This is a genomic window from Prauserella shujinwangii (assembly GCF_003001955.1).
GTDB classification, from domain to species: Bacteria; Actinomycetota; Actinomycetes; order Mycobacteriales; family Pseudonocardiaceae; genus Qaidamihabitans; species Qaidamihabitans shujinwangii.
In genome coordinates, this window is the sequence record NZ_PVNH01000004.1 from 480901 (window position 1) to 495623 (window position 14723).

Consider the following 14723-nt stretch of genomic DNA (forward strand, 5'->3'; position numbering starts at 1 on the left):
GGCCGGCAGCCCGGACCTCCTCCGTCTTGCCTTTTGCGCAAGGTTCTGTGCATCTGGCGCATGGGCGGCCTACCGTCGCCGTCATGACATCCACCGCGCGGGACCATGACGGTTCCCCGACCCACCGGCACGGGCACCCCAGCGATCTGGAGGGCCAGGCGGAGATCCTGGAGCTCGACGCGGAGGTCCTCGCCGACCACACCGCGTCCATCACCGCGTGGCTGCCCCTCGCGGCGAGCCCCCGCCAGATCGTGGACCTGGGGTGCGGTACCGGTGCCGGGACGTTCGCCCTGCTCGCCGGCTTCCCCGAGGCACACGTCACGGCCGTCGACTCCTCGGCCGACCATCTGCGCCGCCTACGGGAGAAGGCCCACGAACACGGGGTGGCCGACCGCGTGCGCACCCTCCAGGCCGACCTCGACTCGACGTGGCCGGGTCTGGGCGAGCCCGACCTGGTGTGGGCGTCGGCATCCCTGCATCACCTGGCCGACCCCGACCGCATCCTCCGCCAGGTGCGCGGCACGCTCCGCCCCGGCGGGCTGTTCGCCGTCGTCGAACTCGGCGGCTTCCCCCGGTTCCTGCCCGATGACGCCCCGGAGTTCCGCCCCGGTCTGGAGCTGCGCTGCCACGCCGCGAGCGAGCGTCGCCACGCCGAGCACCTGCCGCACCGGGGAGCCGACTGGGGCGCCAAGCTGACCGCAGCCGGATTCACGCTCGAAGGCGAACGGACGATCACTGTCCACATCGGACAGTCCGGCTCCGGGTCGGTCGGCCGGTACGCGCTCAGCGCCCTGCGGCGGATGCGCGGCGCCGTCGCCGATGAGCTCACGACCGAGGATCTCGCCGCGCTGGATGAGCTCCTCGACACGGACGGCCCGCACAGCATCCTGCGCCGCGACGACCTCGCGGTACGCACCGAACGCAGCGTCTGGGCCGCACGCCGCGGCTGAGCCCGGACCCGCGGCCATACCCGGAAACAGCGCCGCGACCGCCCGGCGGACAGCGCTCGCACCACGACAGAGAAGAAACAGGGCATCTCATGAACACGGATCACGTTCCTGCCCGCCAGCGGGCAGCGAACCACGTGCCCGCCGCCTACCAGGCATGGCGCGAGGCCAGGTGGGAAGAGATCGCCGGCCCCCACGGCAAGGGCAAGGTGGTCGCCAACGGCAGGGTGAGCGGCCGGGACACCCACGTCATCCCCGGCGTTCCCGGACAGTGGCGCATCTCCGCGGCGGGCACCCTGACGGTGTCGGCGGCCGCCGCCGACGGCGTGACGGTCAACGGCGAGGCGGTGCGCGGAACCGCCGAGGTGCCCTCCGGCGGCACGCTGGAGTTCCCCGGGGGACGCGTGGGCTTCGCGGGAGGCGCGGACGGGTTCTACGGGGTGGTCGTCATGGACCACGGCGCTCTCGCACGGTCGGGCCTCAGCGGGATCGACACCTACCCCTACCACCCGGACTGGGTCTTCGCGGGGGAGTATCGAGCGGCTCCGGAGGGCCGCCGGATCGAAGTGGATCGCCTGACGACCCCCCGCAGCACGGAAGCCATCCTGGCGCCCGTCGACCTCGCCGTCACCATCGACGGCGCCGGGTACGTGCTGTCCGTGCTCGAAGACATGCCGGGGCAGCGGCTCGTGGTCTTCACCGACGAGACCAACGGAACCGGGACACCCGACATCGGCCGCTGGCTGGTCCTGCCCCTCCTGGAGCCCGGCAGCACCCTGACGGTCGACTTCAACCGGGCAACCCTCTCGCACCACCACCTGGCCCCGGCCGTCTTCACCTGCCCTCTCTCGCCTCCCGGCAACCACCTGCCCCTGCGCGTCGAGGCAGGGGAACGCGCTCTCGTGCGGAAGGACGTGTCACGATGAGCCAGGACCTCAAAGACAGGGCCATCGCCTACCTCCGCCACCTGGAGAACAGGGAGTGGGCCGAGGCGCGAGCGATGTGCTCCGAGCGGGCCACCGTCTGGCACAACGACGGAAAGGGCGACTCGACGATCGAGGAGAACATCTCCGGCATGAAAGCGCAGATCGAGCCCATTCGGTCGATGCGCTACGACATCACCCGGCAGTTCGCCCAGCCGGGCGAAGTCCTCCAGCAACACGTGGTCAACGTGGTCATGAAGGACGGAGCGCTCTTCCGGGTCGACGCCGCCGTGTACTTCCGCTTCGAGGGCGGTCGCATCACCCGCATCGAGGAGTACGCCAGCCTGCCCCGCGGCGAGGCCACCTGAGCAAGCGGCATCCCACCGGTCCGCGCAGCCGAGCCTCCTCCTGCCCGCCCCTCGGTGAGCTAGCTGTGCTGTCCGGGCCGGAACGGGTGCCGCTCGAGCAGGGCTTCGGGTGCCGAGAGCCGCCACGCCTCGTAGAGCAGCTCGGTGAGCTCGTCGGCGTCGATGCGGGGCAGGTGGACGACCACCCAGCCGAACCCGCCCGCGGTGAACTGCACCTCGAACACCTCCGGCCGCTCGGCGACCAGCGCGGCCTGCTCGGACAGCGTCTGCTTCAGCCCGGCCGTCCGGGTCCGTGGCCAGTGGTAGCCGAACCGCTTGCCGCACACGCTGAACGACGTGTAGTCCCTTCCCTCGGCGTGCGTGACCTCGGCCAGGCTGTGCACCATCCGCAGGAACTGACCGCTCGACACACCCATGGCGGTCATTGTCGCGCGGCACACCGACATCCGGGCGAGCGTGGTCACCCGCGGGCGAAACGGGCATTGACCGCGTGAGAGCGCTTCCATATAGTACAGGAAAATTTCCTGTACGGCCTGGGCGTGACAAGGAGGTCACCACCATGCCCATCCCTCCCCCGCACCCACCCGCGCACACCGCTCGGCCCCGGCGCTCCCTCCGCGCCCGGTTCGCGGCGGCGGCCGCGACCGTCGCCGCGGCGATCGCCACCGCCGCCTTCCCCTCGGGCACCGTCGCGGCGTCGGTACCGCCGCCCGACCCCGGCTGGACCCCGGTCTGGAGTGACGACTTCGACGGTCCCGCCGGATCGCCGCCCTCCTCCGCGGACTGGATGATCGACCTCGGGCACAGCTATCCCGGTGGACCCGCCAACTGGGGGACCGGCGAGATCCAGCGCTACACCGACGACCCGGCGAACATCGGCCTCGACGGCTCGGGCAATCTGCGGATCACCCCGCGCCGCGACAGCGCCGGGAACTGGACGTCGGCCCGCATCGAGACGCGGCGTGGCGACTTCCGGCCGCCCGACGGCGGCGTGCTGCGGATCGAGAGCAGACTGCAGCTGCCGAACGTCACCGGAGACGCGGCGCTCGGCTACTGGCCCGCGTTCTGGGCGCTCGGGTCGCCCTATCGCGGCAACTACTGGAACTGGCCGGGAATCGGCGAGTTCGACATCATGGAGAACGTCAACGGCATGAACCGCGTGTGGGGCGTACTCCACTGTGGAGTCGCTCCGGGCGGCCCCTGCAACGAGCACGACGGCATCAGCGCCAGCCGCACCTGCCCCGGTGCGAGTTGCCAGTCGGCGTTCCACACCTACCGGTTCGAGTGGGACACCAGCAGTTCTCCGCAGGAGCTCCGCTGGTACGTCGACGGGCAGCAGTACCACACCGTGCGCCAGGACCAGCTGCCCGCGGACACGTGGAACCAGATGACCTCGCACGCCGGCTACTTCATCCTGCTCAACGTCGCGATGGGCGGCGCCTTCCCGGACGGTGTGGCCGGCTTCGCGACGCCCACCGCCGCGACCGTGCCCGGTCACTCGATGGTCGTCGACTACGTCGCGGTGTGGACCCGCGGCGGCGACGGGCAGACCGAACCGCCGCCCGGCGGTGGCGGTGATGCCTACACGACCCACCAGGCGGAGAACTTCCAGGCACAGTCCGGACTGCAGGTGAGCGACGGCTACCTCGGATGGGCCGCGAACGGCGACTGGGCGCGGTACGACGACATCGACTTCGGCAGCACACCCGCGCGGCAGTTCGTCGCCAGGGTCGCCTCCGGCGCGGGCAGCGGCGTCAGCGGGCTGGTGGAGGTCCGGCTGGACGACCTCGCCAGCGCACCGGTCGGCAGCTTCGCCATCGCCAACACCGGTGGCTGGCAGAGCTGGCGCGACGTGCCCACCAACATCAGCGGGGTCACCGGCGTGCACGATGTCTACCTGACGTTCAGCAGTGGCCAGCCGGCCGACTTCGTCAACGTCGACCGGTTCACCTTCACCCACTGAACGGGAGCGAGAAACGCATGCGCGGAACGAGGCACGTCCTCACCGCCACGCTGGCCGCGAGCGCACTGGTGCTCGCGGCCTGCGGTGGTGGCCAGGGCGAATCCACCGACGGGACCACGACGCTGACCATCAACGTCTACGGGGACAGCTTCTCGCTGCCGGACAACCGGTCGATCTACGACGAGTACGAACGGCTCAACCCCGGCGTCGAGATCGTGGAGAACCGCAGTGACTTCAGCACGCACCACCAGAACCTGCAGGCCCGGCTGACCGCGGGCAGCGGGACGGCCGACCTGGAGCTGATCGAGGTCGGGCAGGTCGCCGGCTTCGTCGGCCAGCACGACAGGTTCGTCGACTTCCTCGACCGGGGCGTCGATCCGGGACAGTGGACCGACGCGATCGTCCAGCAGGCGTCCACTCCGGACCGGAGCGCGCTGATCGGCCTGCCGACCGACGTGGGCGGGCTGGCCATGTGCTACCGGACCGATCTGTTCGAGCAGGCCGGGCTGCCCGTCGACCGCGACGAGGTCAGCGAGCTGTGGCCCACCTGGCGGGACTACGTCGAGACCGGCGACCGGTTCCTCGAACGGGCGCCCGACGGAGTGAAGTGGTTCGACTCCGGCGGCCACGTCTTCACCGGCATCCTCGGCAACGAGGAGCGGACCTTCTACGACCGGTCCGGGGAGCTCATCGTGGAGAGCAACCCGGCGGTGCGCGCGGCGTGGGACCTCACCGTCCAGGCCATCCGGTCCGGCCAGTCGGCCGCACTGCCGGAGTTCTCCCCGGAGTGGAACACCGGCTTCCAGCGGGGCCAGTTCGCCACGGTCACCTGCCCGGCCTGGATGATGGGCTACATCCAGGGCAACGCGCCCGAGACCAAGGGCAAGTGGGACATCGCGACCGTGCCCGGCGGGTCGGGCAACTGGGGCGGCTCGTACGTCACGGTGCCCGCGCAGGGCGAGCACGTCGAGGAGGCGGTGAAGCTCGCCAAGTGGCTGACCGCTCCCGAACAGAGCATCACGATCTTCCAGGAGATCGGCAACTTCCCCAGCCAGCGCACCACCTGGGACGACCCGGAGGTGGCGGAGTTCTCGTCGCCGTTCTTCAACGACGCGCCCGCGGGTGAGATCTTCCCGGCGTCCCTCGCCGACGCACCCGTCCAGATATCGGGCCCGCAGAGCGCGGTGATCGGCAAGACCTTCGCCGACAAGCTCAACAGCGTTGAGCAGGGCACCCCGCCGGACGAGGCGTGGCAGCAGGCGATGCACGACATCCGGGCCGCGGCGGGCGCCGGATGAGCACCCGGCGGCAGGCCGGGCCCTCGGCGAGGGCCCGGCTCCACCGGTTCGACCTCAAGGGCGCACCTTATCTCTACGTCACGCCGTTCTTCGCGTTGTTCGGCGTGTTCGGCCTGCTGCCGCTCGCGTACACGGCGCTGCTGTCGACCACGGCGTGGAGCCCGCGGCAGCCGGGCAGCGAGGACGCCTCGGTCGGCCTGGGCAACTACGCCGACCTGCTCTCCGACACCAACTTCCACACGGCGCTGGTCAACACGTTCGGCATCGGCCTGCTGTCCACCGTTCCGCAGCTGCTGCTGGCGCTGGGCATCGCGCACCTGCTGAACTACCGCCTGCGGGGCAGGCTGTTCTTCCGGATGGGCGTGCTCGTCCCCTACATCACGTCGATCGCCGCCGCGGCGCTGATCTTCAACCAGATCTTCGCCCGCGACTTCGGCCTGCTGAACTGGCTGCTCCAGCCGTTCACCGGAGGCACGCCGATCGACTGGCGGGCGAGCACCCTCGCCTCCTGGTTCGCGGTGTCGGTCATGGTGACCTGGCACTGGACCGGCTACAACGCGCTGATCTACCTGGCCGCGATGCAGACGATCCCGTACGAGCTCTACGAGTCGGCGGCGATCGACGGCGCGAGCCGGTGGCGGCAGTTCTGGCACATCACCATCCCGAGCCTGCGCCCGACCATCATCTTCACCGTCATCGTGTCGACGATCGGCGCGCTGCAGCTGTTCGCCGAGCCGTACCTGTTCGACACCACCCAGAACAACAACGGTGGCAGCGAGCGCCAGTTCCAGACCGCGGTGCTGTACCTGTACCAGCAGTTCTGGGCCAACGGGCGATACGGCTACGGCGCGGCGATCGCCTGGACGCTGTTCCTGATCACCGTGGTCATCGCCCTGGTCAACTTCCTGCTGGCGCGCCGGATCAGGTCGGCCGAGTGAGGGGAGGACGACCATGACCATCACCCAGTCGCCACCGGAGCCCGTGGTCCGCGGGGATCGTCCGGCGCCGGTCCGGCGGCGCACCCGGGGTGCCGGCCGCGCCGGGTGGCTCACCTACTCCGCGCTGGCCGCCGTCGTGCTGTTCTCCGTGTTCCCGCTCTACTGGTCCATCGTGGTCTCGTCCCGCGACCAGTCCGCGATCGGCAGGTACCCGCCACCCCTGGTGCCGGGCGGCAACCTGTGGGACAACCTCGCGGCCGCGTTCGAGCAGGGCAACTTCGGCACGGCGCTGACGAACTCCGTCATCGTGGCCGGCACGATCACCGTGTCGGTCGTGTTCACCTCGACACTGGCCGGTTTCGCCTTCGCCAAGCTGGACTTCCGCGGGCGCAACGGGCTGTTCACACTCGTCGTGGCGACGATGCTCGTGCCGCCGCAGCTGTCGATCATCCCGCTGTACATCATGGTCACGCAGTGGTTCGGCTGGGCCAACGACCTGCGTGGCGTGATCGTGCCGACCCTGGTCAGCGCGTTCGGCGTGTTCTTCATGCGGCAGTACCTGACCTCGGCGATTCCCGGCGAGCTGATCGAGGCGGGACGGGCCGACGGCGCGAGCACGTTCCGGATCTACCGGAGCATCGTGCTGCCCATCGCCCGGCCGGGTGCGGCCGTGCTGGGCCTGCTGACCTTCATCATGTACTGGAACGACCTCTTCTGGCCGCTCATCCTGCTCAACGCCCAGAACCCGACGGTGCAGGTCGCCATCGCGAACACCGCGAGCGGGATCGAGGTCGACTACTCGCTGGTGCTCGCCGGCACGGTGATCGCCACCTTCCCGATGCTGATCGTTTTCCTGTTGCTCGGCCGACACATCATTGGAGGAATCATGCAGGGCGCGGTGAAGGGATGACCCGGCTGGTGTTCCCGGAAGGCTTCGTCTGGGGCGCGGGCACGGCCGCCTACCAGATCGAGGGCGCGGCGCGTGCGGACGGGCGCGGGTTGTCCATCTGGGACACTTTCGCCCACACCCCGGGGAAGGTGCTCCACGGCGACACCGGGGACGTGGCGACCGACCACTACCACCGGTTCCGCGAGGACGTCGCCTTGATGGCCGACCTCGGCCTCGCCGCGTACCGGTTCTCCGTGTCCTGGCCGCGCATCCAGCCGGACGGGGACGGTGTGGTCAACGAGCGCGGCCTCGACCACTACGACCGGCTGGTCGACGAGCTGGCCGCCCACGGCATCACCCCGGTACTCACCCTGTACCACTGGGATCTGCCACAACGGCTGGAGGACGCCGGCGGGTGGGGAGCGCGGGAGACCGCCGAGCGGTTCGCCGGCTACGCGGCCGTCGTCGCCGGGCGGCTCGGTGACCGCGTTCCACTGTGGACGACGTTGAACGAGCCGTGGTGCTCGGCGTTCCTCGGCTACGCCGCCGGGACGCACGCCCCCGGCAGGGCCGACGGCGCGCTGGCCCTGCGCGCCGCCCACCACCTGCTGCTCGCGCACGGGCTCGGCGCGGGCGCGCTGCGCTCGGCGCTGCCCTCCGGCGCGGAGATCGCACTGGCGCTGAACCTGTCCCCGGTGCGCCCGGCGGACGCCACCGACGGGGCAGCCGACGCCGCGCGGCGGGTGGACGGGCTGGCGCACCGGTTGTTCCTCGACCCGGTGCTGCACGGAAGCTACCCCGCCGACGTGCTGCGGGACACCGCGCCGGTCACGGACTGGTCGTTCGTGCGTCCCGGCGACGAGCGGATCATCCCGGCACCGATCGACCTGCTGGGCATCAACTACTACGCGCCCCTCGTCGTCGACGGGGGCGGGGAGGGCGCACCCCCCGGGCACCCCTCGGCGTGGCCCGGCTCGGAACACGTCCGGCTCCGCGAGCGGCCGGGGCCGGTCACCGCCATGGGCTGGAACATCGAGCCGGACGGCCTGCGCACCCTGTTGTCGCGCCTGCACAAGGAGTACCCGGACATGCCGCTGGTGATCACCGAGAACGGCGCGGCGTTCGACGATGTGCCTGGTCCCGACGGCGGCGTCGCGGACACCGACCGCATCGGCTACCTGCGGGACCATCTCGCCGTCGCCCACGAGGCGATCGAGTCCGGCGTCGACCTTCGTGGATACTTCGTGTGGTCGCTGCTGGACAACTTCGAGTGGGCCTTCGGTTATTCGAAGCGCTTCGGCATCGTGCACGTGGACTACCCGACCCAGCGCCGCAGCTGGAAGCACAGCGCACACTGGTACCGGGAAGTGATCAGGACGAACGGCATCGACCCGGACCCGGTTCGGGACGCGCCAGGAAGGGCTTGACCGACGGTGACGGAAGGGCAGGCGGAGCTGGTCCGGCGGCAGCCGACGCTGGACACGGTGGCCGCCGAGGCCGGGGTGTCGAGGGCCACGGCGTCCCGCGTGATCAACGGCTCACCCCGGGTGTCGCCGGAGGTCAAGCGCGCGGTCCAGGACGCCATCGCCCGGGTCGGCTACGTGCCGAACCGGGCGGCCCGCACCCTGGTGCGGCGGCGGACCGATTCGGTCGCGCTGGTGATCCGGGAACCGAACGCGACCGTGCTCGCCGACCCGTACCTGGCGAACATCATCGTCGCCACCAGCGACGAGCTCATCGGCACCGGGGTGCAGCTGGTGCTGGTGAACGCCCGCAACGACGACGAGCACGAGCGAGTCGCCGACTACGTGCGCGGCGGGCACGTGGACGGCGTCCTGCTGGCGTCCATGCACGGCGACGATCCGCTGCCGGGCATGCTGCTGGCCGCGGGCGTGCCGACGGTGGTGGGTGGCCGCCCGCCCCGGCGCATCCCTGGGCTGTGCTATGTGGACGTCGACAACCTGGGCGGGGCACAGCTGGCCACCGAGCACCTGCTCGGCGCCGGAAGGAAGCGGATCGCGACCATCGCGGGCCCGGCGGACATGACCGCGGCCGCCGACCGGCTCGACGGGTTCGGGCGGGCACTCACCGAAGCCGGGCTGACCGCGGACCGTGTCGTGCACGGCGAGTTCACCCACGAGTCCGGGGAGCTCGCGATGACCACCCTGCTCGACCGGCATCCCGACCTCGACGGGGTGTTCGCGGCCAACGACCTGATGGCGGCCGGGGCGCTGCGCGTGCTGCGGGCTTCGGGCAGGCGGGTGCCGGACGACGTCGCCGTCGTCGGGTTCGACGACATCGACCTCGCCCGGCACACCGAGCCGGCGCTGACCACCGTGCACCAGCCGGTGATCCACCAGGCCCGGCTGATGACCGAACTGCTGCTCACCCAGATCAGCGGGGAGCCCGGCGGGGACCCGGTGGTGCTGCCCACCCAGCTCGTGCGGCGCGACTCGGCGTAGCCGCCACGGCCGCGCGGCGCGGTGGCGTGCTCACCCGGCGGCGTCGAGCAGCCGGGAGCCGAGCTCGCGGAGCCGGTCCGCCAGCTCCACCGGCTCGTGTACGCGGAACGGGGCGCCCAGCAGGCCGACGTAGAGGGCGATCTCGTCGAGCGAGTTCGAGCCGGCGCGCAGCACGCAGGACCGGGGTCCGGTCGCCTCGACGGTGCCCGCCGTGGCCGGGACGCGCTCGGCGACCGCGGCGGCGGGCGCCTCCACGGTGACGCGTGCCTGGTAGCGATAGGGCGCGGTGGACACCCCGTGCACGAGGAATCCCGCCAGGTCTTCCGGTGCGTCGCGGACGGTGAAGCGGGGCCCGGTCGGGATCCTCGGCCGCAGCCGGTCGACGCGGTAGGTCCGCCAGTCCGCGCGGTCGACGTCCCACCCGACCAGGTACCACCGCCTGCCCGCGTGGACCAGCCGGTGCGGCTCGGCCCGGCGGAGCGCCGTCGTCCCGTCGTGCGTGCGGTAGTCGAACCGGAGCTGGTGCCGGTCGCGGCAGGCCGCCGCGACCGCGGTCAGCGTCTCCGGGTCCACCGCGGGCCCGGCGTCCGCCACGGTCACCGTGTGCGCGTGCAGCATCGTGACGCGGTGCCGCAGCCGGGCAGGCAGCACCTGCTCCAGCTTGGTGAGGGCACGCAGGGACGCCTCCTCGATACCGGCCACCGTGCCGCCGGCCGCCGTGCGCAGCCCGACGGCCACGGCGATGGCCTCGTCGTCGTCGAGCAGCAGCGGTGGCAGCGTCGCGCCCGCGCCGAGCCGGTAGCCCGGCACACCGGGGTTCGCGTCGACCGGATACCCGAGTGCCCGCAGCTTGTCGATGTCGCGGCGTACCGTGCGCACGTCGACTCCGAGGCGGTCGGCGAGGTCGGCGCCGGTCCACGTGCGCGGGGTCTGCAGGAGCGACAGCAGGCGCAGCAGCCGCGCGGAGGTTTCGAGCATGGCACCAGTCTGCCGCTCACCTAGGACGAGAACCGCCCTCTCGCCTTCCTTCCCGGCGTCACCCGGGAGTTCTTCCGCCCGCCCGCGCCGAGCAGCGCGGTCCGCCGCGATCTCACCCGGCGGGGGAGGGTGCCACGCCGGTGAACGTGGCGAAGGCGATGACGTTGTCGCGGTAGCTGTCGGCGTCGCTGTCGAACGCGCCGCCGCACGTGATCAGCCTCAGCTCGGGCCCGGCCGTGTCGCCGTACACGTCCTCGGCGGGGAACCGCGTCTTCGGAACCTGTGCCATGTGCTCGACGACGAACCGGGCGATCCGCCCGTCCTGCCTGCCGACGCGGATCTCGTCGCCCGGCCGGAGCTCGCGCAGCCGCGCGAAGATGCCCTCCCGCCCGTCGCCGTCGACGTGCCCGAGCACCACCGCGGGGCCCTTCTCCCCGGGCGTGGGGCCGTACCGGTACCAGCCGGCCTGCATCGGCTCGTGCACCGGCGGCACGGCGATGGTCCGGTCCGGGTTGAGCCCCAGCGGCACCAGCGACGAGCGGGCCCCGATCCGCGGCACGGCCACCCACGCCGGCACCGACCGGGGAAGTGCCGACGCCGTCCCGGAGCCCGGCGGGGCGGGCCGGTCCGCCGCTGAGGTCGCCGGGGTCATCGCGCCCCGGTCGATCTGCTCACCGGTCGCGGTGCAGCCGGACAGCGCCAGGGCCACGAGGGCCAGGGAGGCCACGAGCGATCGGTGGCCTCCCCGGTTCCCCCGTGCGCGGCGACGCACGTGCACGTGCGGTGCCTCAGCTCTCGCCCGCCCGGCGACGGCGCAGCACCAGCACGGCCCCGCCGCCCGCGACGGCGAACGCCGCGGCGGCCCCGCCGAGCATCGCCGGGTCGATGCCCGGCTCCGCCGGCCCGCCACCGGTTTCCGGTGCGCCGACGGGCCGCGGCGACACCTGGGCGCGCGGGGGCGGAGCGCTCGCCGCCGCGGGTGCCTGGGTCGCCTCGGGGGCGGGCGCCGCCTCGGGGGCGGGCTCGGCCTCCCTCGGCTCCTGCGCGGGCGTGGCCCGCGGGGCAGGCTGCGTCGCGGAGGGTGCCGGGGCGTCGTCCTGCCCGTCGGCCCAGCCGGTCGCGGCCGTCAGCGGTAGTGTCGCCGCGCCCAGCAGGACGGCTGCCGCGCACGTTCGACCAAGCTTCACGATGGGAGTCCTTTCGTTCGGTGTTCGCCCTTCGCAACCAAGGACGAACACCAGCATGGGGCGGCCGTTTCAAGATCCTGTCTGGCGAATGTGAAGAAGTTGTTCGGCTCGCGGCGGCGCGAGAGGTGAAGATCCTGTTCAGGATCCGGCCGGATCCCGTGGCGGCGGCACCCGGCGGGCGGCGACCGGCGATAATGCGCGAGGTGAAGGCGCAGGTACTGGTCGCGGAGGACGATCCCAAGCAAGCCGAGCTGATCCGGCGCTATCTGGAGCACGACGACCACCGGGTGGTGGTCGTGCACGACGGGCGAGCGGCGATCGACGAGGCGCGGCGGCGCAGACCCGATCTCGTCGTGCTCGATGTGATGATGCCCAAGGTCGACGGGCTCGACGTGTGCCGCGTCCTGCGCGCCGAGTCGGACGTCCCGATCGTGCTGCTCACCGCCCGGACGACCGAGGACGACGTGCTGCTGGGGCTCGACCTCGGCGCCGACGACTACGTCACCAAGCCCTACAGCCCGCGGCAGCTCGCCGCCCGCGTCCGCGCGATCCTGCGCCGGTCGCGCCGTGCGCGGGAGCGCGGGGAGGATCCGCTGCGGGCCGGGGACCTCGTCCTGGACCCGCAACGGCACGAGGTCACGCTCGGCGGGACGCCGCTGGACTGCACGCCCGCGGAGTTCCGGCTGCTCGCGGTGCTGGCTGCCGAACCCGGCCGCGTCTTCACGCGGGGCCAGCTGCTCAACCAGGCCTTCGGCACCGACAAGTTCATCACCGAGCGCACCGTCGACGTGCACGTGATGAACCTGCGCCGCAAGCTCGAGCCCGACCCGCGGCGGCCGCTGCGCCTGCTCACCGTCTACGGGGTGGGTTACAAGCTCCAGGACACCGTCGCCGATGGCACGCCGGCATAGCCTGCTCACCCGGCTGCTGGCGATGTCGGCGCTGGTGGCCGGTTGCTCCATCGGAGCGACGGCGTGGCTGGCCGCGCAGAGCACCAGCGGCGCGATCAACCGGGAGCTCGGCGAGAGCCTGGCCGCCGACGCGAAGATCTACGACTCGCTGCTCGGCTACGCGGCCACGCACGCGCGGTGGGCGGGAGTCCAGCGGCTGGTGGACGACCTGGCCGCGCAGACCGGCCGCCGTGTCACGCTGACGACCACGTCGCGGGCCCCGATCGCCGACTCCGGCGGCCCGCAGGACCCGCCGTTGCCGCGGACCCCGTCCGCGGTGGTCGACCCGCTCGCCGTGGACGTGGTGCTCAAGCCCGAAGCGGCCGTGTCGGGCATCGATCCCCGCGCGGTGGGTCCGTACCGGCTGACCGGCGCCGAGCGGGCCGACCTGCGCCGGGCCGCGCAACGGCGGCTGGAGTGCCTGCGCGCCTACGGCGAGGACGGCGAGATCGTCGAGCGGCCCAACGGCCGGTCGGTGGTCGAACCGATCACCGGCTCCTCGGCTCCCGACACGACGGCCGCGCCGCGGGAGGAGCCCACGCAGGCGCCCGCCGCTCCGGCCGCTTCGCCCGTGGCCGAGCCCGTGGCGCCCTCCCCGCGGACGGTGTGCTCCGGGCCGGAACAGCCCACGGACACCGAGCGTGCGGCGACCGCCGAGCTGCTCGGCCTGATCAACGCGTGCCTGGAGCGGCAGGGTCTCGGCCCGCTGAACACCGACGCGACCGAGATCATCTCGCCGGACGAGCTGCGCGCCGGATCCGAAGCCAAGCGTTGCGTGGACTCGGGGCGCCGGGAGCAGCTCGCCTCGTTCGTGTCGGGACCCGCGCAGCTGTTCATCACCAAGCCCGGTGAGAACCTCGCCACCGTCGACCTGTCCACCGTGGGCGTGTCCCGGATCGTGTGGACGGCGGCAGCGGTACTGGTGCTCACGGTCGGCGTGACCGCGCTCGCCGCGGGCCGGCTCGTGCGCCCCATCGACGCGATCACCGCCGCGGCGCGGAAGGTCGGCGACGGCGACCGGTCGGCCAGGGTGGAAACCGCCGCGCGTGGCGAGATCGGCGAGCTGGCGGCGGCGTTCAACACGATGTCGGCCCAGATCGAGCGCACCGAACGACAGCGGAAGACGCTGGTCAGCGATGTGGCGCACGAACTGCGCACACCCCTGGTGAACGTCCGCGGCTGGCTGGAAGCCGCTCAGGACGGCGTCGCCACGCTGGACCAGCCGCTGGTGGCGTCGCTGCTGGAGGAGACGCTGCTGTTGCAGCACCTCATCGACGATCTGCAGGACCTCGCCCTCGCCGACGCCGGGAAGCTGCGCGTGCACAGGGAACCGGTGGACATCGGGGCGATCCTGGAGCAGGTCGCGGCGGCGCACCGCGGCCGGGCGGAGGCGGACGGCGTCGACCTGACCGTGCTCGTCGACGGCGAACCCGACCTCTGCGCCGACCCGACACGGCTGCGCCAGGCGCTCGGCAACCTCGTGTCGAACGCGCTGCGGCACACGCCGTCCGGTGGCCGGGTGACGCTGTGGGCGCGGCGCGTGGCCGACGAGGTACTGGTCGGCGTGGCGGACACCGGATCCGGGATCGACGAGGCGTCGCTGCCGCACGTCTTCGACCGGTTCTGGCGCGCCGAGAAGTCCCGCAGCCGCGGCGGCGGTGGCAGCGGCCTGGGCCTGGCGATCACCCATCACCTGGTGGACGCGCACGGCGGCCGGATCGAGGTGCGCAGCACCGTCGGCGTCGGCACCACCTTCACCCTCCACCTCCCTGGGTCGCGTCAGACGCGGTGAAGGCCACCTTGGGTGCGTTGGACGCACG

Annotated in this window: 15 protein-coding genes; 11 read left to right on the forward strand and 4 right to left on the reverse strand. The window is 72.1% G+C overall.

Annotated features, from left to right (window positions below; translation table 11 throughout):
• Positions 1–83: 83 nt before the first annotated feature.
• From B0I33_RS12095 to B0I33_RS12105, 3 genes are all read left to right on the forward strand, one after another.
• Complete coding sequence (locus tag B0I33_RS12095) at positions 84–950, forward strand: class I SAM-dependent methyltransferase (RefSeq protein ID WP_106178702.1); 867 nt, start codon at positions 84–86, stop codon at positions 948–950.
• Positions 951–1039: 89 nt separating this feature from the next.
• On the forward strand, positions 1040–1873 hold the full coding sequence (locus tag B0I33_RS12100; protein ID WP_146147485.1) for a DUF1684 domain-containing protein: 834 nt from the start codon (positions 1040–1042) through the stop codon (positions 1871–1873).
• Positions 1870–2238 (forward strand): nuclear transport factor 2 family protein, encoded by a 369-nt coding sequence (locus B0I33_RS12105; RefSeq protein WP_106178704.1) that lies wholly within the window; start codon positions 1870–1872, stop codon positions 2236–2238. The genes B0I33_RS12100 and B0I33_RS12105 overlap by 4 nt, the downstream gene beginning before the upstream one ends.
• Before the next feature lie 59 nt (positions 2239–2297).
• Here B0I33_RS12105 and B0I33_RS12110 read toward each other — a convergent pair whose 3' ends face one another.
• Positions 2298–2654: an MmcQ/YjbR family DNA-binding protein gene (locus tag B0I33_RS12110; RefSeq protein WP_106178930.1), complete on the reverse strand. Its 357-nt coding sequence runs from the start codon at positions 2652–2654 to the stop codon at positions 2298–2300.
• 143 nt (positions 2655–2797) lie between these two features.
• Between B0I33_RS12110 and B0I33_RS12115 the strand changes: the two genes are divergently transcribed.
• From B0I33_RS12115 to B0I33_RS12140, 6 genes are read left to right on the forward strand one after another with little or no spacing between them, the layout of a single operon-like run.
• Complete coding sequence (locus tag B0I33_RS12115) at positions 2798–4201, forward strand: carbohydrate-binding protein (RefSeq protein ID WP_106178705.1); 1404 nt, start codon at positions 2798–2800, stop codon at positions 4199–4201.
• Between the two features lie 17 nt (positions 4202–4218).
• Positions 4219–5499 (forward strand): ABC transporter substrate-binding protein, encoded by a 1281-nt coding sequence (locus B0I33_RS12120; protein ID WP_106178706.1) that lies wholly within the window; start codon positions 4219–4221, stop codon positions 5497–5499.
• Positions 5496–6437: a carbohydrate ABC transporter permease gene (locus B0I33_RS12125; RefSeq protein WP_106178707.1), complete on the forward strand. Its 942-nt coding sequence runs from the start codon at positions 5496–5498 to the stop codon at positions 6435–6437. The genes B0I33_RS12120 and B0I33_RS12125 overlap by 4 nt, the downstream gene beginning before the upstream one ends.
• A 13-nt stretch (positions 6438–6450) precedes the next feature.
• A complete protein-coding gene (locus B0I33_RS12130; protein WP_106178708.1) occupies positions 6451–7347 on the forward strand; it encodes a carbohydrate ABC transporter permease in 897 nt (298 codons plus the stop codon).
• A complete protein-coding gene (locus B0I33_RS12135) occupies positions 7344–8753 on the forward strand; it encodes a GH1 family beta-glucosidase (RefSeq protein ID WP_106178709.1) in 1410 nt (469 codons plus the stop codon). The genes B0I33_RS12130 and B0I33_RS12135 overlap by 4 nt, the downstream gene beginning before the upstream one ends.
• A 6-nt stretch (positions 8754–8759) precedes the next feature.
• The gene (locus B0I33_RS12140; protein WP_219927179.1) at positions 8760–9788 is read left to right on the forward strand and encodes a LacI family DNA-binding transcriptional regulator; all 1029 of its coding nucleotides are present in this window, start codon (positions 8760–8762) and stop codon (positions 9786–9788) included.
• A gap of 30 nt (positions 9789–9818) precedes the next feature.
• On the opposite strand, the gene B0I33_RS12145 is transcribed toward B0I33_RS12140, so the two are convergent.
• From B0I33_RS12145 to B0I33_RS12155, 3 genes are all read right to left on the reverse strand, one after another.
• Positions 9819–10766, reverse strand: coding sequence for a helix-turn-helix transcriptional regulator (locus B0I33_RS12145; RefSeq protein WP_106178710.1), 948 nt, complete (start codon positions 10764–10766; stop codon positions 9819–9821).
• 112 nt (positions 10767–10878) lie between these two features.
• Positions 10879–11493 (reverse strand): class F sortase, encoded by a 615-nt coding sequence (locus tag B0I33_RS12150; RefSeq protein ID WP_245900617.1) that lies wholly within the window; start codon positions 11491–11493, stop codon positions 10879–10881.
• A gap of 61 nt (positions 11494–11554) precedes the next feature.
• The gene (locus B0I33_RS12155) at positions 11555–11953 is read right to left on the reverse strand and encodes a hypothetical protein (protein WP_106178711.1); all 399 of its coding nucleotides are present in this window, start codon (positions 11951–11953) and stop codon (positions 11555–11557) included.
• Between the two features lie 203 nt (positions 11954–12156).
• Between B0I33_RS12155 and B0I33_RS12160 the strand changes: the two genes are divergently transcribed.
• Positions 12157–12864, forward strand: coding sequence for a response regulator transcription factor (locus B0I33_RS12160; protein WP_219927180.1), 708 nt, complete (start codon positions 12157–12159; stop codon positions 12862–12864).
• A complete protein-coding gene (locus B0I33_RS12165; protein ID WP_219927181.1) occupies positions 12848–14695 on the forward strand; it encodes a sensor histidine kinase in 1848 nt (615 codons plus the stop codon). The genes B0I33_RS12160 and B0I33_RS12165 overlap by 17 nt, the downstream gene beginning before the upstream one ends.
• Positions 14696–14723 lie beyond the last annotated feature (28 nt).

Bases quoted from the DNA above. Each gene is read 5' to 3' on its own strand.
- B0I33_RS12095 (WP_106178702.1), top strand. From the start codon at position 84: ATGACATCCACCGCGCGGGACCATGACGGTTCCCCGACCCACCGGCAC.
- B0I33_RS12100 (WP_146147485.1), top strand. From the start codon at position 1,040: ATGAACACGGATCACGTTCCTGCCCGCCAGCGGGCAGCGAACCACGTG.
- B0I33_RS12105 (WP_106178704.1), top strand. From the start codon at position 1,870: ATGAGCCAGGACCTCAAAGACAGGGCCATCGCCTACCTCCGCCACCTG.
- B0I33_RS12110 (WP_106178930.1), bottom strand. From the start codon at position 2,654: ATGGGTGTGTCGAGCGGTCAGTTCCTGCGGATGGTGCACAGCCTGGCC.
- B0I33_RS12115 (WP_106178705.1), top strand. From the start codon at position 2,798: ATGCCCATCCCTCCCCCGCACCCACCCGCGCACACCGCTCGGCCCCGG.
- B0I33_RS12120 (WP_106178706.1), top strand. From the start codon at position 4,219: ATGCGCGGAACGAGGCACGTCCTCACCGCCACGCTGGCCGCGAGCGCA.
- B0I33_RS12125 (WP_106178707.1), top strand. From the start codon at position 5,496: ATGAGCACCCGGCGGCAGGCCGGGCCCTCGGCGAGGGCCCGGCTCCAC.
- B0I33_RS12130 (WP_106178708.1), top strand. From the start codon at position 6,451: ATGACCATCACCCAGTCGCCACCGGAGCCCGTGGTCCGCGGGGATCGT.
- B0I33_RS12135 (WP_106178709.1), top strand. From the start codon at position 7,344: ATGACCCGGCTGGTGTTCCCGGAAGGCTTCGTCTGGGGCGCGGGCACG.
- B0I33_RS12145 (WP_106178710.1), bottom strand. From the start codon at position 10,766: ATGCTCGAAACCTCCGCGCGGCTGCTGCGCCTGCTGTCGCTCCTGCAG.
- B0I33_RS12165 (WP_219927181.1), top strand. From the start codon at position 12,848: ATGGCACGCCGGCATAGCCTGCTCACCCGGCTGCTGGCGATGTCGGCG.